Raw genomic sequence first — 23,594 nt, 5'->3', positions numbered from 1 at the left:
GATTTGACTATGTTATAAAGCAACAAATATTGCCAATAAAATCAAGAGAAAGATACCAAATATATACAGGTGAAATTATGACAATCAATCTATTTTTCAATAGATAGGCAAAAAAAGCACGGTATTTTAGAAACATTGGTGAATTAGCATAAACTGTAGGCTTTTTCACAAAAGAATGGGGCCTGTGCACAATATTTTAAAAAAACAATAGTGGATTTTATGGTCATGGACTTTATAATCAGTGCTTTTAGACTTAACCCTTGTGGAATCAATCACGATGACTGACATAGTTCAGCAGTTGGCAAATGAACTTGCCGTACGTCCAAACCAAGTAGAAGCTGCTATTCGTTTAATTGATGAAGGCGCCAGTGTTCCTTTTATCGCACGTTACCGTAAAGAGGTCACGCAAGGCTTAGACGATACCCAATTGCGCCAACTCGATACACGTTTAACGTATTTGCGTGATTTATACGAACGTCGTGAAAAAGTGATTCAGTCTTTAACAGAACAAGATAAATTAAGTGATGATTTATTGGCACGTGTTAACGCGGCAGAAACCAAAAATGCATTAGAAGAAATTTACGCGCCATATCGACCAAAACGCACCAGTAAATCTTTTAAAGCAAAAGAAGCGGGTTTAGGTCCGATCGCAGAAAAAATTATTGCTGAACAAATTGACCCAACCGAAGCATTGGCTGGTTTTAGCCATGAAGATTATCCAGATGTTGAAAGCCAACTGGATGCGATTCAACATATCTTGATTGACGATTGGGCGCAAAATATTGCGTTGACCACTGAATTAAAACAAACCTTCGCTAAAACTGCGGTCTTGAAAAGTGCAGTGGCTTCTGAAGAGAAGAAAGAAGTCGGTAAGAAATTCCGTGATTATTTTGAGTTTTCAGAGAATTTAAACAAAGTACCTTCACATCGTTTATTAGCGATGTTACGTGGTCGTCAAGAAAATGTCTTAGGCTTAAAAGTGGATGGTGAAGATGATGCACCATTAGCACGTATTGAGACTGAGTATAATCTTGAACAAATTCAACCACAAAGCCGTCAGGATTATTTGAAGCAAACTGCAAAACTATTCTGGCTGGGTAAAGTGCGTCCACAAATTGAGCACTCATTACTCACGGATAAGCGTTTGGCTGCTGAAGCTGAAGCAATGGATGTATTTGCAGAAAACTTACGCCATTTGTTACTTTCTGCGCCAGCAGGTAGCCGCACGACATTGGGTGTGGATCCTGGTATTCGCACAGGCGTGAAGCTTGCTGTGGTGAGTGATGCGGGTGATGTTCTGGCACACAGCACCATTTATCCTTTCGCACCGAAAGAAGACAAGGAAGGTTCTATTACAGAACTCGCGCGTTTATGCAGAGAGTTCCACGTGGAACTTATTGCGATTGGTAATGGAACAGCAAGCCGTGAAACAGAAGCTGTTGTTGCTGAAATGATGGCGGCAAATACGGATCTGAAATTAACACGTATCACTGTAAGTGAAGCAGGTGCATCTGTTTATTCTGCAAGTGAACTGGCTGCACAAGAACTTCCAGAACTTGATGTATCTATTCGTGGCGCGGTTTCAATTGCGCGCCGTTTACAAGATCCATTGGCTGAGCTGGTAAAAATTGACCCTAAATCAATTGGTGTTGGTCAATATCAACATGATGTGAATCAAACAGGTTTAGCAAAAACATTGGATGCTGTGGTTGAAGACTGTGTGAATGCGGTCGGTGTTGATGTAAATACCGCATCTCCAGCGATTTTGGCGTATATTGCAGGCTTGAACAAAGCGATTGCACAGCAAATCGTTGAATACCGCAAAGAGCACGGTCGTTTTGATAACCGTCAAGCTTTGAAAAAAGTACCACGTTTAGGTGAGCGTACTTTTGAACAATCAGCAGGTTTCTTACGTGTTCAAAATGGTTCTGAGCCATTAGATGCCTCAGCAGTTCACCCTGAAAGTTATGGTTTAGTGGAAAAAATCGTCGCAGCAAAAGCAACGACTGTAAAAGACATTATTGGCAACACTGAAATCATTCGCCAAGTGAAAGCAGAAGAGTTTGTTGATGACAAATTCGGTTTACCAACCATTCAAGACGTTTTAGCAGAATTGGAAAAACCTGGTCGTGATCCTCGTCCAGAATTCCGCACTGCGAAGTTCCGTGAAGACATTACTGAAGTTGCTCAACTCACTGAAGGAATGCAGCTTGAAGGTGTTGTAACCAATGTGACGAACTTCGGTGCATTCGTGGATGTGGGTGTACATCAAGACGGTTTAGTACATATCTCTGAACTTGCGAATGAATTTGTTTCTGATCCACATAAAGTGGTGAAACCAGGTCAAATCGTGCAAGTCCGTGTGATGCAAGTGGATGTGGAGCGTAATCGCGTCAACTTGAGTATGCGTGCAGAAGGTTCTGCGCCTGTTAAAGCACCACGCCAGCAACGTGCACAGCAGGATCGTCCTGAACGTTCAGAGCGTAAGCCACAAGGTCAACGTCCGCCACGTAAAGATGGTGACTTTAAACGTCCGCAACATAACAAGCCAAAAAATGACAAGCCACAAGAGCAAAAAATTGGTGGTTTGGGTGCCTTGTTATTACAAGCTGGCATTAAAGGATCTAAATAATCTAATCTAGCTCACTTACAAAACCTTCCTTCGGGAAGGTTTTTTGTTTGGGCGGATTAAGTGATAGATTGATAATGGAATATAAAACAGCAATTTTATTCTATAAATCGTATCCTATTGCGTTAACCTGATTTGATGTGAAAATCCAAAGGAGGTCGTGATGTCACGTAGACCTCGAGAACAAGTCGATTACTTACACCTCGAAGAACTCGGTGGTTTAGAAATGTTGAAAGCCAGTTACTTTCAGCAGGAGTTCTCTCGGCATGTCCATGAAGGATTTTGTATTGGTGTGATTGAAGAGGGTGCACAACGGTTCTATCGCACAGGTGGCAACCATGTCGCACCACAAGGCGATATTATTTTAGTGAATGCAGATGAAGTGCATACCGGCTCGTCAGCTGTAGAAACTGGTTGGCGTTATCGGGCAATTTATCCGACACCAGAGATTTTCCATGAATTAACCCGTGATCTGACGACAGTACATGGTACAGCACCATGGTTTAGAGACGCCGTGTTGCATGACGAAGGTTTAGCACAGCAATTCCGATTTCTCTTTGATTTACTTGAACAACCGAATAATACCTTACTCAAACAAACCTTGTTCTTATCTACGATTGCTTGGTTGGTGTCAAAGTATAGTCAAACTAGACCACATACGGCTGATCTAAGTAATACCAAACAACGTATTTTAAATATTAAAGAATTAATGGCGAGTATGCCTGAGCAAGAGTTTTCACTCATCGAATTGGCGGAAATGGCAAATTTGAGTCAATGGCATTTCTTGCGTCAATTCAAAAAGCATGTAGGACTCTCACCCCATGCATGGTTAATTCAAGCACGTTTACAGAAATCACAAAAATTATTAAGACAAGGACTAAACTTATCTGAGATTTCGCAGCAGTGTGGTTTTTCAGATCAAAGTCATTTTAGTCGACATTTTCGTCAAACTTTTGGAATTACACCGGGCGGTTATATCGCTTACCTCAAATAAAAATAGCAATTTTATGCAATCTCCAGCGGTTGATTTTTGGCATAGTCACTAGGTTTTAATGAACTGTTGTGATGTAAATGTTAGGTGAAAGCATAGATGATACGCAGATGTCCGAATCACGGGCATTTTTGAATGGCGTGATCAAAATACTGCCGTTGTGTTTTGCGGTATTGCCGTGGGGCTTGCTGGCAGGTTCAATGGCGATTCAAGCGGGGCTTACGACTTTACAAGCTATTGGGATGTCGGCGCTGGTCTTTGCTGGTGCTGCACAATTGATGACCTTAGGTTTAGTGATGGCAGGAACACCCGCAATCACGATTATCATTTCCGTTTTTCTGATTACCACGCAGCATTATTTATATGCACTGTATTTACGTGAAGATATTTCTAAGCAACCTTTAAAAGATCGGTTAATGTTGGGCTTTTTGCTGACGGATGAATTGTTTGCAGTGAGTATTAAAAAGCAACCGCATTATATTCATTATCTGCTTGGTGCTGGGCTTTGCTTTTATTTGTGTTGGGTATTATTTAGTATTTGTGGGGTCTTTCTAGCCTCCGCTGTTCCCAATTTAGACCAATATCATCTCGATTTTTCCATCGTTGCGACGTTCATCGCAATCGTGATTCCATTTATAAAAAACTTAAATACTTTGGTTGGTGTACTCGTTTCAGTCACTTTAACAGTGGTATTCCTAAGTTTAGACTTTAAAAGTGCGGCGATTATGGCAGGGGTGATTGGAATGTTTACAGCAACTTGCTTACAGAATTTTCGGGAGCGTAAAGCATGACTTGGTTTGTCCTGATTATTCTGGCATTGGTCGTGTTTATGAATCGCTATATTTTGCTCGAGCCGAATCTGCCTTTGCGTTTACCCAAATGGTTTCAACAATCTTTGCAATACTCCGCCCCGTGTTTGTTGACGGCAATCGCAACACCAATTGTTTTTATGGATGAACATGGTGTATTTCGTGAAACTTTATTGAATCCTTATTTTCTGGCGACGATTTTAACGATTTTGATTGCGTATAAAGTCCGTCATACCTTGTTGACGATCATTTTGAGTTTGGCATGTTTTTATGGATTGGTGTTTTGGTTAAATTAAAAGCTTGGAAGCATATAGGTTATGCTCCCAGTTTTTGTTGCGAATGCCTTAACGCGTGGTGTACCCACCATTGGCGAAAATGGTTTGTCCTGTGATCCACCAACCATCAGTGACTAAGAAACGGACTAAGGGCTCAATATCTTCGATCTTGGTTAAACCGCCCAAAGCTGATGCTGACTTATGATACGCCACTGCTTCAGGTGATTCTTGGCCGTAGAAAAATGGTGTATCCATCGGGCCAGGAGCAACGGCAGTAACAGAAATACCGCGTTCACCAAACTCTTTCGATGCGGCGCGCGTGTAATGTTCCACAGGCGCTTTTAATCCTTCATAGGTTGAATAAAGACCTGTATAAGCGGCAAGTAAGCTGGTGACAATGGTACAGATTTTTCCATTTGGATTGAGATGGCGGCCAGCCGCTTGAATAAAGAAATAGGCAATTTTATTGTTGATGTCATTCATGCCATCAAACTCTTGTTCGGTGGTGTCTAGATACGGCTTTTTGAGCACACGTCCGATAGTATTAATCGCAATATCTACACCGCCAAACTCTGTTTTGGCTTTTACAAATAAGTCTTCAATGTTCTGGATGTTAGATAAATCTGCTTGTACCAAGATTGCTTTAACCCCCAGTGCTTGTGCTGCTTTTAAGGTTTCTTCAGCATCTGATTGTGTTGCGGCACTGTTGTAATGAATCAATAAATTTGCTCCTTGTTCAGCAAATTTACGGGAAATTAATCCACCTAAGTTTTTTGCACCGCCGGTAATCAGTACGGTTTTTCCTTTCAGATCATGTTGTGACATTGCTTTATTCCTCATGTTGTTTTGCGTAAAAAACATCCTAATTGAATTTATTTGTTTGAAATAGTTGTTAGTATTGAACTGATTGTGCAAAAAAGTTGAATAATAAAGTGGATAAAATTGAGCGTTTAAAGATTTTTTGTCTGGTGGCTGAGAAACAATCTTTTGCCCAAGCTGCACTGCAATTGGGGCTGCCTCGTTCAAATGTGACTTATGCGATTCAAGCTTTGGAAAAAGAATATGAAGTATTACTGTTTTATCGAACTACCCGCAAAGTTGCATTAACGCATGAAGGCAGTTTGTTTTATGAGGAGGCGATACGTCTGGTCGCTCAGCTTAAAGAGCTAAATCGTTTTAAAACGCAGGTGCGTAGTCAAGAGGGCAAGATCAGTATTGGTATGCCGAAACGCTTGGCAACACAAGTATTGATTCCTCATCTATCCGCATTTTATCAACGCTATCCTAAAGTCAAAGTGTTGATTAATGGCAGCGATGATTTTTCAAATTTGATTGAACAACAACTGGATTGTGTGGTGCGAGTTGGGCAGGTTCAGGATGAATATTTACTGATTCGACCGATTAAACAGACGCAAATCTGGACTTTGGCATCGCCACAATATTTGGCGGAATATGGTGAGCCGAAGCATTTTGATGCGTTAGAACGGCATTTTGCTGTGGATTACCATGTGGCAAAACATTATCGAGAACGGAGTGAGTTAGCATTTCAAAATCATCGGATTAACATGCCTTATCGTTTACTGGTTGAAAATACAGAAGCCTATATTCAAGCAGGTTTAGCTGGCCTCGGCTTGATTCAGATCCCTGAATTTGATGCGAAAACTTATGTGGAGCAAGGACAATTACAGCGGCTCTTTTCAGATATTCCATGCTTGGAATTGCCTGTAAATATTTTGCTGACGGATCGACAATATCGCCCAAAATATTTCCAAGACTTTATTGACTGGTTAGAGCAACATTTAAAAAAACTACTTTAACTTCTATCAGAACAATACCTCAGATCACTTTGACATGGAGAAAAATTTACAGTAAAACTAAAAATTAGAGTAATTACTCTAATTTTATAGGTGGATAAAAATGCAGATTGGTCGACAAGCATGGATGGCTCAAACTTCAGGTGATTTGTCTTTAAAAGATCGGATGGCTTTATTACGTCATAGCCTATTCCCAGTACTTAAACAAAGCATCAAGATGTATGCGTTAGCAGGTCATTCTAAGCTGAACGCTCGGCAGTTTTTGAGTGTAGAGGATTTACATTTGCCTGATAGTGATGATGTCAAACAGGCGATCGAAAAGATGCGATCCTGTAGTTCAGTGAGTTTGCAGAATCATTGTTTACGAACATGGTATTACGCCGTGGCGTTTTCCAAGTTACAAGGCTTGAAGCATGATGACGAGTTACTGGCAGTCTCGTGTTTGTTACATGATTTGGGAATGACCGAGCCGCATTATCAGCATCATGAAGATTGTCGTTGCTTTGCAGGACAAGGGGCTTATGCTGCAAAAGACTGGTCTTTAGTCCAAGGATGGCAAGCCCCGCGTGCTGAGCAATTGTTTGATGTGATCAGTATGCACATGAATCCTTATGTTGCGGTTGATGACGGGATCGAAGCTCATCTACTGCAACAAGCCGCCAGTTGTGATGTGATTGGCAGTCGGGGTTTTGAGTTTTCTTCTCAATTTAGACAACAGTTATATACACAATATCCACGCCTAGATTTTAATCAGCAAATGATTGAATTTACTGAACATGAAGCACTTGTTCGACCCAAATCGCGTACAGCGATGGTAGTTCAAAGTGGTTTTAAGCAGTTGGTTCGTTTTAATCCTTATCTTGAATGACGCAAGAGCATGGATCAGATATTGAACTTTATGCGACTTGAAATATTAAATATTTTGAAGTTCTTTAGACCGATACAGAAGGGAAGATTTTCAATATTGAGGTGACAAATTCTTTAGAAGAATGAGCGAGTGAATTGATCAATTATCGTGATTGCCGATTAAAACAACAAACTTGTGGATAAGTTTAAACTTATACACATTTTGAAGATCAATAAAAAAAGACCTTCCTTAGAGAGAAAGGTCTTTGTTCACAATCAGATTACCAATGTTCACCTGGGAACAAACGTGCATAGGCACGTTGCATAAGATTGAGCTTCTCTTGCTTACCGACAGATGCGGTTGAGCTTGGGAATAAATTGAAACCAATCGACATCAAGATATTATTAATGTCTGGCGCAACAGCATAAGTAATTGAAGCTAAGCGTCCAAGATTGGTTGCGATTTTCTTCTGACGTTTCACGATTGCATACGCAATCAGATCCGCAGCTTCTTCTGGAGAAAGCGTTGGTACATATTTATAAATCTTTGTCGGTGCGATCATTGGCGTACGTACTAAAGGCATATAAATCGACGTGATTGCGATTTTATGTGAATGCACTTCAGCAGACAAACAACGGCTAAAAGCATCTAAAGCGGCTTTTGATGCAACATAAGCAGAAAAACGCGTTGCATTTGCGAGAACACCGATTGAACTAATATTGATGATTTGCCCATTTTTGCGTTGCATCATATGTGGAAGAAGATTCAACACCAAACGGACTGCACCAAAATAATTGAGTTGCATGGTGCGTTCAAAATCATGGAAACGATCAATCGATTCATGAACTGCACGGCGGATTGAGCGTCCTGCATTATTTACAAGAATATCAATATGATCTACAGCCGCTAAGATGTCCTTTGAAACGGCATCGATAGATTCCATATCATTCAAATCACATGGAAATACAGTTGCTTTGCCGCCCTCAGCTTCAATCTCAGCTTTTACCTCATCCAACTTTTCTTTGGTACGAGCAATCAATAAGACATGTGCGCCTGCTTGAGCAAGGTATTTTGAAACCGTTAAACCAATACCACTTGAAGCACCTGTGACAATGATTGTTTTCCCGTCGACTTTTTGCTGAAAAAGTTTTTTGAGTTTTGCGTTCATGTAAGTGTCCTACATTAATCGAGCTGTTGTTTGCAATGTATCCTTGTTGCGATTAAACATTGCACTTTATTTTGTATTAATATTAACCGATATTTTTTGTTTGTCTAGTGTAAATGTTTGAAAAATAATGGTTTTTTTAGAGTAAAAACTCTAAAACAAGATGTTGTAATAGTTGAAAAAGCAATCATATTCTGCTTAATTTGAACAAAAAATAAGCCCCCATCAGGAGGCTCATTGATTTCAATGCGATTAAACCTGTGCGAGAGCCTGTTCAAGATCTGCAATGAGGTCATCGATATGCTCAATGCCAATAGACAAGCGTACTAGGTCTTCACTGACACCTGCCGATTTAAGTTCTTCTGCATTCAATTGACGATGAGTTGTGGTGGCAGGATGGCAGGCCAAACTTTTTGCATCACCGATGTTTACAAGGCGGGTAAATAGCTGTAATGCATCAATAAAACGAGTTCCACCTTCTAATCCATCTTGGACACCGAATGAGAGGATCGCAGAAGGTTTCCCTTTCACATATTTTTGTGCCAAATCATGCTGTGGATGATCTTCTAAACCTGCATAGTTCACCCATTTTACTTTTGGGTGTTGTTTTAAATATTCCGCAATTCTGATTGCATTTTCAGTATGACGTTCCATACGAAGATTTAAAGTTTCTAATCCTTGTAGAATTAAGAACACACTCAAAGGGCTAATTGCTGCGCCTGTATTACGTAATGGAACGACGCGCGCGCGTGCAATATAAGCAGCTTCTCCAAGTGCTTCCACATAATTGACGCCGTGATAGCTTGGGTCAGGGGTATTTAATGCCTTGAAACGTTCTGGATATTTACCCCAAGGAAACTTCCCACTATCCACAATGATGCCGCCAATGCTATTGCCATGACCGCCGATATATTTAGTGAGTGAATGAATTACGATATCGGCACCAAATTCAAATGGTTTGAGTAGGGCAGGCGTTGCCACGGTATTGTCCACAATCACGGGTACGCCATATTCATGCGCAATTTTTGAGATGGCTTCTAGGTCGATAATATTACCGAGTGGATTACCAATTGATTCCACAAAAACTAATTTGGTTTTCTCATCAATAATTGAGCGTAATGCTTCTGGATTCTGATAATCAAAGAAGCGTACTTCGATACCTTGTTTCGGCAAAGTATGTGCAAATAAATTATAGGTTCCGCCATATAAAGTTGAGACAGAAGCAATATTGTCACCTGCTTCAGCAATGGTTTGAATCGAGTAAGTGATTGCTGCCATACCAGATGCTAAAGCTAAAGCACCAATACCACCTTCAAGCGCTGCGATACGTTGCTCCAGCACAGCGGTGGTTGGATTCATGATCCGAGTGTAGATATTTCCCTGAACTTTTAAATCGAATAAATCTGCCCCATGTTGTGTGTTATCAAAGGCATAAGACGTGGTTTGATAAATGGGTACTGCGACTGCTTTGGTGGTTGCTTCTGGTGAATATCCTGCATGAATGGCTAAAGTTTCGTCTTTATAAGTCATGTTTACATCATCTATGTGAGTTAAATAATGATCGAGTGTAGCTGAAAATCTGTCCAAAATGGTGCACAATTTATGCGATTTATTGCGTTTTTAATGATATGTATAGCAGCTTATCTTCCCATGAGTTTTGGCTTATCTGTCCAAAGCAATCGCGTAATGTCTTGAAATAGAAAATCCTTTTATTTGTCCCAAACAAAATCTAACTTAACTTCATGTTGATTGGGTTTTCAGCGTATAATACGTGCGATTATTTTTCGCTTTTTGCGATGTGTTGGTTTTTCAATTGAGGAGTCCTGCGTGGCCCAATATATTTATACGATGAACCGAGTGTCTAAAATGGTTCCGCCAAAGCGCGAAATCCTAAAAGATATCTCTTTATCATTTTTCCCAGGTGCAAAAATTGGTGTGCTTGGTTTAAACGGTGCGGGTAAATCTACTTTGCTCCGTATTATGGCGGGCGTGGATAAAGATTTCTCAGGTGAAGCACGCGCGCAACCTGGAATCAAAATCGGTTACTTAGAGCAAGAGCCGCCATTAGATCCAACCAAAGATGTTCGTGGTAACGTTGAAGATGGCGTGCGTGAAGCGCTTGATGCTTTAGAACGTCTTGACCAAGTTTTTGCTGAATATGCGGATCCTGATGCAGATTTTGATGCGCTTGCAAAAGAGCAAGAAAAATTAGAATCCATCATCCACGCTTGGGATGCACATAACCTCAATAATCAGCTTGAAATCGCGGCAGGTGCTTTGAACCTACCTGCATGGGATGCAGACGTATCCTTACTTTCAGGTGGTGAGCGTCGTCGTGTTGCGTTGTGCCGTTTATTGCTTTCGAAGCCAGATATGTTGCTTCTTGACGAACCGACAAACCACTTGGATGCAGAGTCTGTATCGTGGTTAGAACGCTTCTTGAAAGATTTCCCTGGCACGATCGTTGCGATTACGCATGACCGTTATTTCTTGGATAACGTTGCTGAGTGGATTCTTGAGCTTGACCGTGGGCATGGTATTCCATACCAAGGCAACTATACTTCTTGGCTTGAACAGAAAAATGCGCGTTTAGAGCAGGAACAGAAGCAAGAAGAATCTTTTGCAAAAGCATTGAAAAAAGAACTTGAATGGGTTCGTTCAAATGCGAAAGGCCAGCAGAAGAAAAACAAAGCGCGTATGGAGCGTTTTGAAGAGTTAAACTCTAAAGAATTCCAACAGCGTAATGAAACGTCTGAAATCTATATTCCACCTGGTCCACGTTTAGGCAACAAGGTTGTGGAAGTGGAAGGGATCAGCAAATCATTCGATGGTCGCTTATTGTATGAAAACTTAAGCTTCAGTGTACCTCCAACAGCAATTGTGGGTATCGTTGGTCCAAACGGTGCGGGTAAAACCACTTTATTCCGTATGATGACAGGCGAGCAGCAACCTGATACCGGTACTGTGACTTTAGGTGAATCAGTTAAAGTCGCTTATGTCGGTCAGATTCGTGACACCTTGGATAACAACAAAACGGTTTGGGAAGAAGTTTCTGGCGGTTTAGATATCCTGAAAATTGGTGATTACGAAATTGCATCACGTGCTTATATCGGTCGCTTTAACTTTAAAGGTCAAGATCAGCAGAAACGCGTAGGTGAATTGTCGGGTGGTGAACGTAATCGTTTACAACTTGCGAAGATCTTACAGATGGGTGCAAATGTGATCTTACTGGATGAACCATCAAACGACTTGGATATCGAAACTTTACGTGCACTTGAGGATGCAATTCTTGTATTCCCTGGTACTGTGATGGTGGTATCGCATGACCGTTGGTTCCTTGACCGTATTGCAACGCATATTCTGTCATTTGAAAATGAGCAGCCTGAATTCTACACAGGTAACTATGCAGAATATGAAGCATATCGTCAGTCACGTTTGGGTGATGCTGCAACAACGAAACGCTCTAAATATAAGAAAATTTCGGGCTAAGACCTGATTGGTAAAAAACCAGCCTGAGGGCTGGTTTTTTTATCAGAAGGATTCATTTTAAAGATACTTCAGCTTATATTTTCGTTTATAAATGGTTAAAATTAATCCTCAATTTATCAAATAGTAAATACTTAATGGAAAATACATGAAAAAAATGAAATTTTCTCTTGCTGTTGCTGGTTTAGTTGCTGCTTCACAACTTACTGGTTGTCTCTCTATTAAAGCTTATGTTGACCCAGCTTATAAAAATACAAGCTACTCGGATATTAAAAGACCAAGTCAACCTATTCCTGTTGTTTTAACTACTGAGTTCCAACGAAATGGGGTCGTAATTCCAAGGGCGGCGAAAGAATTGCAATCTGCAGTTGAGCGCAGTTTAAGAGCGACTGGGGTATTCTCACCGACGGAATCTAATACTAATACTCAGGCAAAATTATACTTAACCGCAAATAATGTTGCTGATCTAGGTGAAGCTGCTGGAAAAGGAGTTTTGACTGGTCTTACTTTCGGCGCAGTAGGTAATGCTGTGACTGATAAATATGAATTTAAATTTAAATATGTTGATGCGCAGGGCAAAGAAACTTCTCAACGTTATCCCCATATGATTTTAACGACAGTTGGTAATAAAAAGGCTCCTGTCGAAAATGTACAACCAATGGCTATAAATGAAGCATTTAATAAGGTTATAGATGATGTTGTAATTCGCTTCACATATGACTTACAGAAGTAGTAATAAATCTTTATATTGAATAATAAGGCTTTTGAGAAAGCCTTATTATTAAAGTTATTAATAAACACCATTTACTAAATTTCAAATCAAAATTTTATAGATCTCAAATTGTTATTTACTTTTCTAAACAATCCTTGTGAATAATGTAATTTTATTACATCAGCTTTCGTTGCTATAGTTAATCTGATTTTGAACAGTTGATCAAACATGAGACGTTCACTTGTATTCATGACACTCTTGCTAAGTTTGTTCATGTTCCAAAGTATTTGGAACGTGGCGGCAGCGTATTGCGGTCATGAAAGTGCAACTCAGCAGGCTGTTTCGGTTAATCATTTTGGTCATCATGCGTTGGATAACTCTAAAGAGCAACAAAGTTCTTTAGTCGCAGTTCAAGAGGCAGATGCTCAATGGTTGTTGAAGGTGCAAGATCATCACGATCATTTGCCAACATGTTTTCATGCAATTGTTATTCAAGAACAACAGCAATTGATGCAACCAGTTCTACGGATACATGAATTAGAACAAAAATATAACTGGTCCAATCATTACCAGTCGCCATATCTAACAAGCTTAAATCCCCCTCCAGTCTTTGCCCCACTATTGGTGGGATAGTATTCAAAATACTCACCAGAAAGCTCTCTATTTCAATACGTCATTTCACCATTTTGCTAGGTAAATGATTGAAGTAGATCATAAATGAACAATTTTATTCATTTTGTTTGGAGGTCAAATCCTCGAATCAGATGAATCAAAAACATTTAAATTAGGTGAAGATAATGTTGATTCAATTTAATAAAAAACTATGTTTTATGGTGTTATTCCTTTCAGCAAGCTTGGCAAATGCAGATGGAGGTTTGATTTTCTTAGAAAGAAATCTTCAGTCTCAGCAAGAAATGAAAGCAAATGTCGAACATGACATTAAGCACAGCAACACCAAGCATAAGTGTAAATCATCGGGTTAATTTTTTAGGGGACTGCTCGGCAAGTGAGCAGTCCCCGACTGTCAAAATGTATTGATTAGTTTTTGTGAATCTTGCGTTTTTAAAAAGATTTTAGTGCTGAATGAAGAGATGTAATTTTATTACATCAAACTTCCTTGCTATAGTTCAGTTGTGCAATTTTTGACTAAAGAGAAAATTTTGCGTCGATCAAGTATTTTTATTACCGTCTTACTCAGTCTTTTCATATTCCAAAGTCTTTGGAATGTGGCGGCGGCGTATTGTGGTCATGAAAGTACAACGCAGCAAACGGTTTCTGTCGGTCATTTTGGTCATCATGTACCAGAAAATATAGATGTGACGGAAATATCTGTCTTGAAGGTAAATCAAGATTCAAGTGATTTGCCGATGCCATTAAGTTTGCAAGATCACCATGATCATTTGCCATCCTGTTTTCATGTGGTGGTTACGGAAGCACAGCAACAGCTTGATCATCTTGTTTTGAGTGATCATGAGACAAAACAAAAATATTATTGGTCTAATTCTTATCAGTCTCCGCATCTATCTGGATTAAATCCGCCGCCGCTGCTAACCCCGCTATAGGTGGGGTAGCCGAAAAATAGCCCACCGCATCTTCTTTTATTTGCGGGGCTTTATATGTCTTTTAATCTATCTCAGCGTATCGGTACGTTGAAAAATCACACGCTCAATCCTGCGACGCATTCCATTGCTTTGAAATATTCGGTATTGGCTTTAATTGCGGTGCTTTCCAGCCCATCGGTTTTGGCGGAATCATTGTTAAATGCGAATCAATCATCGATCACTATCGCACAGCAAAATGCGAGCTTTGACGGGGTGTTAGAGCGCGTTCGCAACTATCAAAATCAACAATCCAGTTGGCAAACACAGCAACAAATGGCGAGTGTGCAACTTAAGCAAAGTGCTCTGTGGGCCAATCCTAGTCTTTCGGTCGAACAAACAGGCTTGCAAAGTGATCAGGATCGCGAACTGTCCATTGGTATTTCACAACCTTTAGATCTATTTGGGCAGCGAAAGGCCGCGCAAAAGGTCGCGAAGCTTTCTGCTCACCAAGTAGATTTGTCACAGCAGCGTTATAACGCTGAATTGGAATTAATTGTTGAATATGTATGGTCTCAAGTCGCGTTATTGCAATTGGAAAAGGCAGCGATCGCTGAGCAATTACAGGTGAGTCAGCAGAACTTAGAGGCAACTGAAAAACGTTATCAAGCTGGGAGTATTGCCCAAGTCGATGTTGAGCGGGTTCGTATGGCACATCTTGAGAACCAGCGACTTAGCCAACAAGCAGATTTACAGCTCCAAGTTGCGCAAAAACAGTTGGCTAGATTATGGGGGGAAAGCACGTCATCTTTTTCGATTCAGCCCAATGTAAATGAGCTTTGGACGCAGGCAATGACCATTCAAACTGTGTCTGAACAAAATCAGAACCTTTTTGAACAAGGCTTACAGCTCGAAACGCAGCGTCAACAGGCGCATATTGAACAGCTCAAAGCGCAGTCGCGTCCTCAACCAACGATGACTTTGGGGGTAAATCGTACGCGTTCGGCAGACCAAAATACTGAAAGTCAAATTCGATTAGGCGTAGAGATCCCACTCAATATTTTTAATTCACAAAAATATGGAATCCAAATTGCGCAAGCTAAACAGACTTTAATTCAACAACAGCAGCGTTTTTATCGTCAGCAAAATCAGTTGGATATCGATCTTCGCATGACTGAGTTAAAAGCCTTGCAAAGCCAATATCAACAATTGAGTGATCAGCAAATACCGTTAGCGATACAAGTTCAACAAAAAACCTTGCAAGGTTTCCGGTTGGGTAAGTTTTCCGTGACAGATGTTCAGCAAGCCACAATCCAGCTACAAGACGTTCGTTTGCGTAAAGTCCAACTGCTCAAGCAAGCATGGCAACTCAATATCGATGTGCAAACGGCACGTATGGGGCTTTCCTCAGATCAGATCACTGCTAAAGATGCATTGATGCAACTCAACCAACGCATGTGGCAACAAGCAAGTGCTTTCCCAAGCCAAGTCGGAGAATAATGTAATGAAGATGAAATCAAAAATGCCTAAGCAATGGGTTTGGATTGCAGTCATCCTTGTTGTTACAGGTTTTCTCGCAACAGTTTTACTCTGGGAAAAAGGCAGTAAGCCACAAAGTGAACAAGGTCATTCTCATCAGGAAAATGAAGCAGATGAACATACAAGTGATGCATCAGCAGGGGAGCATGATGAAGATGGTCTGAGTTTGACCTTAGACCAAATGCAACAGCATAACTTGAAGCTTGCTCAAGTGGCTATGGGTGAGGTCAATCAGATTCAAAGTTATCCTGCAAAATTGGTTGTTAATACGGATCGACAAGCTCATGTGTCGCCAAGTTTTGCGGGACGAGTTGAATCGGTTTATGTCGAATTAGGGCAGCAAGTGAAACGTGGTCAAGCATTGGCAAATCTTCTCGTGCCAGATTTGGTTGATCAACAAGCCAACTTGCAAATTGCGCAAACCAATTTGGAACTTGCAAAGCAAGATTATGAGCGTGAACGAAGCTTATGGTCACAAGGAATTTCAGCTAAGCAAGAATATCAACGTGCTTACAATGCCTATCGCCAAGCACAAATCCAAGTTCAAGCTGCACGTTCACGTTTAACGGCTTTTGGCGCTGGTTCTGGCTCGAATGGTCGGTACACCTTAACCGCACCCATTAGTGGTGTAATTAGCAATAAAGATATTGTGATTGGAGAAAATGTTCAACTCGCCGACCAATTATTTACCATTGATCAGCTAGATCAGTTGTGGTTGGAATTTGTGTTGCCGACTATGGCGAATGTCAATGTGCAACCAAATCAACAGATTCGATTTAAGTCACTACAAACAGGCAATATTTTTAATGCTCAAGTACAAAGCCTGACAACAGAAGCTGATGCACAAACAGGTCGTTTACAGGTTCGTGCCAAAGTGCAATCCAATGCGACTGAATTGCGTCCAAATCTCATGGTGAATGTGGAATTACAATCTGGTTCAACTGCATCGGTGATGCGTGTGAGTGCAGAGGCAATTCAACAAGTTGATGGCAAGCAGGTGGTATTCGTTGCAGAGAAAAATCAGGACAAAGGTTTTGAGTTTAAAGCAGTTCCAGTACAAATTGGGCAGCGAAACATTTCAGAGAAGCAGGATGGTGAGTGGGTTGAAATTAAGCAAGGTTTAAGTGTTGGACAATCCTATGTCGCAGCAGGCAGTTTCTTACTGAAATCGGAACTTGAGAAAGGAGAAGCGGAACATGACCACTAATTCTTCTCAGTTACCTAAACCCGAAGGGCTGTTTGATCGTTTGATCCAGTTTGCGATTCGCAATGCCATTTGGGTCATGCTCTTTGTGATGACATGGATTGCCGTTGGTGTCTGGAGTTATCAAAAACTGCCGATTGATGCGGTACCTGATATTACCAATACGCAGGTACAAATTAATACTCAGGCCAATGGCTATACTGCTTTAGAAGTTGAGCAAAGGATTACTTATCCGATCGAAACAGCGATGGCTGGTATTCCGAATCTGGAACAGACGCGCTCAATTTCGCGCTATGGTCTATCCCAAGTGACCATTATTTTTAAAGATGGTACGGATATTTACTGGGCACGACAGTTGATTAATCAGCGTTTGCAGGAGGCTGATGGGCAGTTGCCTGATGCAGTTGATCCTGTGATGTCGCCGATTTCCACAGGACTTGGAGAGATTTACCAATGGGTGATTAAAGCCAAAGCCGATGCTAAAAAAGAGGACGGAACACCTTATACGGCTATGGACTTGAGAGAGATCCAAGACTGGATCGTACGGCCTCAATTACAGCGAGTCAAAGGTGTAGCCGAAATTAATAGCATTGGTGGCTATAACAAAACCTATATTGTTTCTCCAGATTTAAAGCGGTTGCAGCAACTCCAGATTTCCTTAACTGAGTTCCAAACGGCGTTACAGGAAAATAATGAGAACCGTGGTGCTGGCTTTATTGAAGAAAATGGTCAGCAGCTCACAGTGCGTGTACCGGGGATGTTGAGCAGCGTTGAAGATATTCAAAATATTACGGTCAGTGTTAAAAATGGTCTACCCATTCGCGTCGCAGATATTGCATCGGTTGCGATTGGACATGATTTACGCACAGGTGCGGCAACCTATAATGGCGAGGAAACCGTTCTTGGCATTGCCATGATGATGATGGGTGAAAATAGCCGTACCGTTGCCCAAGCTGTTGATGCGAAAATCCAAGAAATTCAAATGACCTTGCCAAAAGGTATTGAGATTGAAACGGTCTATGATCGTACCAGTCTCGTGAATAAAGCCATTAAAACAGTTCAAAAAAACTTAGTAGAAGGTGCGATTCTGGTTATCGTCATTCTATTTATTTTCTTGGGAAATTTCCGAGCAGCACTAATTACAGCCTGTGTTATTCCACTCTCAATGTTATTTACGCTTACAGGAATGGCAGAGCAGAACATCAGTGCCAACTTGATGAGCTTGGGTGCATTGGATTTCGGGATTATCGTCGATGGCGCAGTTGTTATTGTAGAGAACTGTATTCGGCGATTGGCAGAAGCACAGCATCATGCAGGGCGGTTATTAACCCGACAAGAGCGTTTTAAAGAAGTCTTTCTTGCGGCAAAACAGGCACGTAAACCTTTATTGTTTGGGCAAGCCATTATTATGGTGGTGTATTTACCTATTTTCGCTTTAACAGGTGTTGAGGCGAAGATGTTCCATCCAATGGCAATGACCGTAGTCATGGCATTGCTAGGTGCAATGATTTTGTCGGTAACGTTTGTACCAGCTGCGGTTGCGTTATTTGTTACGGGTGAGGTGAAAGAGAAAGAATCGCGTTGGATGCAAGCTTTAAAAGGAAAATATCAACAGCTTTTAGATCTGGCTTATCAGTTTAGGTTGGTCGTGGTGACTTTAGCGATCAGCATTTTGCTGTTGACGGGAATTTTAAGCACCAAGATCGGGAGTGAGTTTGCGCCTCAGTTAAGTGAGGGGGATTTTGCCGTGCAGCAAATGCGTTCTCCAAGTACAGGTTTAGAGCAGTCTTTGCGGATGCAAGAAACCACTGAAAAGTTGATTCTGAAAAACTTCCCTGAAGTAAAAGCAATTTTTGCACGAACAGGGACGGCTGAGGTGGCAACCGATGTGATGCCACCTAATATTTCAGATGCGGTGATTTTATTAAAGCCGAAAAAGGAATGGGAAAATCCGAAAGAGAGCATTGATGAATTACGTACACGAATGCAAGCCTTTTTGGCAACGATTCCTGGTAATAACAGTGAGTTTTCCCAACCGATTGAATTGCGTTTTAATGAGTTGATCTCAGGCATACGTAGTGATGTTGGTATCAAGGTTTTTGGTGATGATATGGATGTATTGAATACGCAAGCTCAAGCAATTGCACAAAAAGTACAGAATATATCTGGTGCGACAGCGGTAAAAGTCGAACAAACCAGTGGATTACCTGTGTTAAATGTGGAGATTAATCATGCTTTGGCTGCGCAGTATGGTTTATCCGTAAGAAGTATTCAGGATGTTGTTGCTGCGAGTGTAGGTGGACAAAATGTTGGGCAAATCTTGCAAGGAGATCGTCGTTTTGATTTTGAAATTCGTTTGCCAGACAACCAACGTACCGCACAAAGCTTGGCACAACTCCCAATCCAGTTACCGAATGGTGGTTTAGTTCAATTGCAAGACGTCGCCAAAGTCGAAACGATTTCTGGTATGAGTCAAGTCGGTCGTGAAAATGGTAAACGTCGAGTCATTGTCACTGCAAATGTGGAAGGTCGTGATTTAGGTTCATTTGTGCAAGAGTTACAAGCTACATTAAAACAGCAACCTTTACCCGCAGGCTATTGGCTGGAATACGGTGGGCAGTTTGAAAACTTGGCATCGGCGGCAGCACGTATGCAGATCGTCATTCCTTTGGCCTTGATTGCAATTTTTACTTTGTTAATGGCGGTATTCCATAACTTTAAAGAAAGCTTGCTGGTATTTAGTGGCGTGCCATTTGCCTTGTCTGGTGGACTGGTTGCATTGTGGCTACGAGATATTCCATTGTCGATGTCTGCGGGCGTGGGTTTTATTGCGCTTTCAGGTGTCGCAGTCCTAAATGGTTTGGTGATGCTCAGTTTTATCAAAGAGCTTCGTGAACAATTCGACCTGCATATTGCTACATGGCAAGGCGCGATTTTACGGTTACGCCCTGTTTTGATGACTGCTTTTGTGGCATCACTGGGTTTTATTCCGATGGCGATCGCAACGGGTACAGGTGCTGAAGTTCAGCGTCCACTAGCAACAGTGGTGATCGGTGGAATTATTTCATCGACTTTACTGACTTTGGTGATCTTGCCTGTGGTCTATCGTTGGATGAATGAGAAAGCAACAAATTAAATGAGTGTGGGTTCATATCTCATCGTATGGTGTCTGAATAGACATTACTCTACTTTTCAGAGATGAAAAGTAGCAAAAATCTTTTGTAGGTCTGACGGCACATCCTTGATGCCGCAGACCTACGGGTGGCATCCATGCCACCGCCACGATAGTAAATTTTGGTTGGAGATGTAGTATTGAAAATTTTGGACAATTTGTTGCACTTCATCAATCATATTTATGCATGATTTGAGATAGTGTAGTTAGAAAGATATTTGAATTTAAACAATTATAAGGAGTCCAACATGAGTGGACATCAAGGTCATGATCACAGCCACGCAGCTGTAACTGAAGGCAATATAAAAAAACTCACAATCGCGCTTATTCTAACATCAACGTTTTTAGTTGTAGAAGTGATTGCAGGTTTAATCACACAAAGTTTAGCGCTGTTGTCCGATGCTGCACATATGTTTACAGATGCTGCTGCACTGGCGATTGCTTTGGCTGCGATCCAAATCGCAAAACGACCGGCAGATAATAAACGCACTTTTGGTTATCAGCGTTTTGAAATTCTCGCGGCATTATTTAATGCCTGTATGCTGTTTTTTGTTGCGATGTATATTTTGTATGAAGCCTATCAGCGTTTTACTCAACCACCTGAAATTAATAGTTTAGGTATGCTGATTGTGGCATCACTGGGTTTAGTGGTGAATCTGATCTCGATGAAAATGTTGATGTCCAGTGCTTCAGAGAGTTTAAATATCAAAGGTGCATATTTAGAAGTACTCAGTGATGCTTTGGGATCAGTCGGCGTTATTGTGGGTGCAATCGTGATTTATTACACCAATTGGTATTGGGTTGATACAATTATTGCGGTAGCAATTGGATTCTGGGTACTGCCGAGAACATGGATTTTATTGAAGCAGAGTATCAATATCTTATTGGAAGGCGTACCTGAAGAAATCGATATTGAAAAATTAAGGAATGATTTATTGGCATTGGATGGCGTTGAAAGCATTCATCAACTTAAGGTGTGGGCGATTACGTCTAAAAATATTCATCTGACGGTCCATCTATTTGCACCTCATGCCGATCGTAATCAATTACATCGAGCGGCCACGGAAATGCTGGCACATCAACATGAAATCAGGGAAATGACGATACAAATCGAAGATGATGCAGAAATGAATTGTGAGCACACACATCAACATGATGCCAAATCTGATACAGATCATTCACATCAGCATTAAGCTGATGTGAATTTCTGACGGTGCTTAGTTGTGCCAGTCATGGCCACAGTCACGGCATTTCCAATGTTTTTGTGCTTGCATGAAAGCTTGCATTGAAATTTTAAAATCTGGTAGATCACGCCAAAATAAACCACCTGCAATCACACAGATCACAAATACTACAATCGTTGTGATTTGAAGCCCTTGACCTGCACCATTACCAAAAATCCACATGGCAATACTAATCAGTACCAAGATCAGTAAAATAAAAATAGCAGGAACCAAAAGAACTAAGCTTTTTGGCACGTTAGGGCGTGGACTATTTGCACCCTGACTAGCAGGCATTATTTTTACGCTTTGACATTTAGGACAACGGTATTGCATAGATTTTTCCTATTGTGTTTTGAGTAGTTTAGCGAAAAAACCGCAAAAGCTAAAATCTAGAAATGTTTAAATCGTCAAATTTAGATGACCGAAAGGGGAGAGAATTGCTCAAGTCTTTATTTCACTATTTTAAACCCACCTGCATCTCGTCTAAACATGGTCGCTAATCGACATGAACTCATGCTAAGTTGAAGCTAAATTGGCTGAATAGTGCGCAAGGAAAGGCATGTTACCGACCAAAATTCTCAAATTACGTTTGGCACGGATTGCCAAAGGAAAAGCACATCTTTCCACACAAGATAAACTCATGTTAGTCACTATGGAAAGCCCAGATCTGAGTGCTCACTTTATTTTACGTTTATTTAAAATGTCATTGCCAAAGCAATGGAAATTTAAACATGAGACAGCAGAAGACATCTTTTACTCAACGCAATTGATCGAATTGATCGAGACAGAGTTGATCGCTGCTTATGAAATGCATGCACGGAAATATGCTTGGTATGAACAGTGCTTGATGTATCTCTTGAACTTCGTGGTATTACATCCCACACAGCAGCAAATCAATGCGTATCTACGACAGCTGGATCAGTGCTTAGATCAAGCACCTAAAATTGATTTGTTAAAGTATTTTCAGCAGCATTATCCCAGCACTCAACATGCAATTGCTTTGGCAAAATCTTATGCTGGTGCTGAACAATATACTCAGGCAATCGAACAATATGAATGGGCAATGCAACATGCGACCCAACCCAATGAAGTGGCTTTTTTTGCTTATGTAAATTGTTTGATTCAACGGCAACAACAATATCGAGCTGATGTAAGTGATGTGGCTTATGCGATTGATCTGCTATGTCGCTATAAAAAGCCAATTGATCAAAAAGCCTATCGAAAAACTATTCAAAATGCAGTCACCGCATTTTTACCACCTGCGACTCTCCAAAGCCGCGCTGTAGAAACGCATGTGTTAGCAGATGTTGGACGCAGTTTAAATGCTATAGGCAAATCGATGGGTGGGATATTCGGGAGCAAAAATGTCGATATTCCTTACAGCCAGCAGGTGATCGAAAGTGCGCCCCAGTTATTAATGGATTCACATATTGTAGAAAGTTTAATTCAATCTGATCTCATGCAAGCTGCAATGCAGCGCCTATGTGGATCATCATCAATTGAGCAAACGGTTTCGACACATCTTTTGGGGAATTTATGGCTATTGCTCAGTCAAAACAATCAAGCACTTTCATTAGTCACTCAATCATTACAAAGCAATCAACTACATGAGTTGCTGAATGATCATCAGCTTAAGACAACTTCGTCATTGGAACTTGGTGACATTCAAACTATTCTTGATCAAGGTTTAGTGGCTTATCTAGGCGATGCTCGACTTGATAAGCATCATCCTGAGCGGTCTATATTGTATGCGCAGCGTGATGAGTTGGTTGCGGAAATGATTGGGTTAGCGATTTGGTTTCAACAAACTATTCTTTATCCGTTCGCTGACCAACAAGCTCGACAATTGCAGGAAATGCAAAAACATTTGGGTGAGCAATTGAATAACATGACTTTATCCAGTGGATTATTTGCTTATCAATACGAGAAGCAACAACGAGCACAGGATTTATGTGTTTGGTTACAACGGAAATTGGACAAAGGCACAGAGTTCGAAAAAATACAGGCTGCGTGGGTGAGCTTAAGGGAATTGAAACATTTTCATTTGGATGAGGGAGAAGAAAAGATCGCACAGTTACAGCGAAGTTTAGAACACTATAGACAAATCCGTTTAAAACAGATTGTCATGGTACAACCAACGGTCGCTATATCTCCTGTACAACAGCATGATGACCAGTAGGTAAAATAAAA

Annotated in this window: 20 protein-coding genes; 16 read left to right on the top strand and 4 right to left on the bottom strand. The window is 40.9% G+C overall.

Annotated features, from left to right (window positions below; genetic code table 11):
* Positions 1 to 277: 277 nt before the first annotated feature.
* From F927_RS15510 to F927_RS15495, 4 genes are all read left to right on the top strand, one after another.
* On the top strand, positions 278 to 2,632 hold the full coding sequence (locus F927_RS15510) for a Tex family protein (RefSeq protein ID WP_005087076.1): 2,355 nt from the start codon (positions 278 to 280) through the stop codon (positions 2,630 to 2,632).
* Between the two features lie 160 nt (positions 2,633 to 2,792).
* Positions 2,793 to 3,623, top strand: a complete 831-nt coding sequence (locus F927_RS15505; protein WP_005087075.1) for an AraC family transcriptional regulator — start codon at positions 2,793 to 2,795, stop codon at positions 3,621 to 3,623.
* Positions 3,624 to 3,700: 77 nt separating this feature from the next.
* On the top strand, positions 3,701 to 4,411 hold the full coding sequence (locus F927_RS15500; RefSeq protein WP_005087074.1) for an AzlC family ABC transporter permease: 711 nt from the start codon (positions 3,701 to 3,703) through the stop codon (positions 4,409 to 4,411).
* The gene (locus F927_RS15495; protein ID WP_005087073.1) at positions 4,408 to 4,725 is read left to right on the top strand and encodes an AzlD domain-containing protein; all 318 of its coding nucleotides are present in this window, start codon (positions 4,408 to 4,410) and stop codon (positions 4,723 to 4,725) included. Before F927_RS15500 ends, F927_RS15495 begins: the two co-directional genes overlap by 4 nt.
* Before the next feature lie 48 nt (positions 4,726 to 4,773).
* On the opposite strand, the gene F927_RS15490 is transcribed toward F927_RS15495, so the two are convergent.
* A complete protein-coding gene (locus F927_RS15490; protein WP_005087071.1) occupies positions 4,774 to 5,529 on the bottom strand; it encodes an SDR family oxidoreductase in 756 nt (251 codons plus the stop codon).
* Between the two features lie 107 nt (positions 5,530 to 5,636).
* Between F927_RS15490 and F927_RS15485 the strand changes: the two genes are divergently transcribed.
* Positions 5,637 to 6,521 (top strand): LysR family transcriptional regulator, encoded by an 885-nt coding sequence (locus F927_RS15485; RefSeq protein ID WP_005087070.1) that lies wholly within the window; start codon positions 5,637 to 5,639, stop codon positions 6,519 to 6,521.
* A gap of 100 nt (positions 6,522 to 6,621) precedes the next feature.
* Complete coding sequence (locus tag F927_RS15480) at positions 6,622 to 7,386, top strand: HD domain-containing protein (protein WP_005087069.1); 765 nt, start codon at positions 6,622 to 6,624, stop codon at positions 7,384 to 7,386.
* Positions 7,387 to 7,645: 259 nt separating this feature from the next.
* Here F927_RS15480 and F927_RS15475 read toward each other — a convergent pair whose 3' ends face one another.
* Complete coding sequence (locus tag F927_RS15475) at positions 7,646 to 8,533, bottom strand: SDR family NAD(P)-dependent oxidoreductase (protein WP_005087067.1); 888 nt, start codon at positions 8,531 to 8,533, stop codon at positions 7,646 to 7,648.
* A 249-nt stretch (positions 8,534 to 8,782) separates the two neighbouring features.
* The gene (locus F927_RS15470; RefSeq protein ID WP_005087066.1) at positions 8,783 to 10,060 is read right to left on the bottom strand and encodes an O-acetylhomoserine aminocarboxypropyltransferase/cysteine synthase family protein; all 1,278 of its coding nucleotides are present in this window, start codon (positions 10,058 to 10,060) and stop codon (positions 8,783 to 8,785) included.
* Between the two features lie 297 nt (positions 10,061 to 10,357).
* Between F927_RS15470 and ettA the strand changes: the two genes are divergently transcribed.
* From ettA to F927_RS15425, 9 genes are all read left to right on the top strand, one after another.
* Positions 10,358 to 12,019: an energy-dependent translational throttle protein EttA gene (gene ettA, locus F927_RS15465; RefSeq protein WP_004641376.1), complete on the top strand. Its 1,662-nt coding sequence runs from the start codon at positions 10,358 to 10,360 to the stop codon at positions 12,017 to 12,019.
* Between the two features lie 145 nt (positions 12,020 to 12,164).
* Entirely contained in the window at positions 12,165 to 12,749 is a 585-nt protein-coding gene (locus F927_RS15460) for a hypothetical protein (protein ID WP_005087065.1), read from the top strand.
* A 207-nt stretch (positions 12,750 to 12,956) separates the two neighbouring features.
* Positions 12,957 to 13,361, top strand: a complete 405-nt coding sequence (locus tag F927_RS15455) for a cation efflux protein, CzcI-like (protein WP_345788874.1) — start codon at positions 12,957 to 12,959, stop codon at positions 13,359 to 13,361.
* 164 nt (positions 13,362 to 13,525) lie between these two features.
* Complete coding sequence (locus tag F927_RS15450; protein ID WP_005087061.1) at positions 13,526 to 13,711, top strand: hypothetical protein; 186 nt, start codon at positions 13,526 to 13,528, stop codon at positions 13,709 to 13,711.
* Positions 13,712 to 13,861: 150 nt separating this feature from the next.
* Complete coding sequence (locus tag F927_RS15445) at positions 13,862 to 14,290, top strand: cation efflux protein, CzcI-like (protein WP_005087059.1); 429 nt, start codon at positions 13,862 to 13,864, stop codon at positions 14,288 to 14,290.
* Positions 14,291 to 14,344: 54 nt separating this feature from the next.
* Positions 14,345 to 15,766 (top strand): TolC family protein, encoded by a 1,422-nt coding sequence (locus F927_RS15440; RefSeq protein WP_005087057.1) that lies wholly within the window; start codon positions 14,345 to 14,347, stop codon positions 15,764 to 15,766.
* A 4-nt stretch (positions 15,767 to 15,770) separates the two neighbouring features.
* On the top strand, positions 15,771 to 17,012 hold the full coding sequence (locus tag F927_RS15435) for an efflux RND transporter periplasmic adaptor subunit (RefSeq protein WP_005087055.1): 1,242 nt from the start codon (positions 15,771 to 15,773) through the stop codon (positions 17,010 to 17,012).
* Positions 17,002 to 20,145 (top strand): efflux RND transporter permease subunit, encoded by a 3,144-nt coding sequence (locus tag F927_RS15430; RefSeq protein WP_004641363.1) that lies wholly within the window; start codon positions 17,002 to 17,004, stop codon positions 20,143 to 20,145. The genes F927_RS15435 and F927_RS15430 overlap by 11 nt, the downstream gene beginning before the upstream one ends.
* 284 nt (positions 20,146 to 20,429) lie before the next feature.
* Entirely contained in the window at positions 20,430 to 21,374 is a 945-nt protein-coding gene (locus tag F927_RS15425) for a cation diffusion facilitator family transporter (protein WP_005087053.1), read from the top strand.
* Between the two features lie 24 nt (positions 21,375 to 21,398).
* Here the strand turns inward: F927_RS15425 and F927_RS15420 are convergent, their stop codons facing one another.
* Entirely contained in the window at positions 21,399 to 21,737 is a 339-nt protein-coding gene (locus F927_RS15420) for a hypothetical protein (RefSeq protein WP_004641358.1), read from the bottom strand.
* 226 nt (positions 21,738 to 21,963) lie between these two features.
* Between F927_RS15420 and F927_RS15415 the strand changes: the two genes are divergently transcribed.
* On the top strand, positions 21,964 to 23,583 hold the full coding sequence (locus F927_RS15415) for a hypothetical protein (RefSeq protein WP_005087052.1): 1,620 nt from the start codon (positions 21,964 to 21,966) through the stop codon (positions 23,581 to 23,583).
* Positions 23,584 to 23,594: the final 11 nt, after the last annotated feature.

This window comes from Acinetobacter haemolyticus CIP 64.3 = MTCC 9819, assembly GCF_000369065.1.
GTDB classification, from domain to species: Bacteria; Pseudomonadota; Gammaproteobacteria; order Pseudomonadales; family Moraxellaceae; genus Acinetobacter; species Acinetobacter haemolyticus.
Note: the sequence above shows the minus strand (reverse complement) of the source record. Positions and strands in the feature narration are given on the sequence as shown.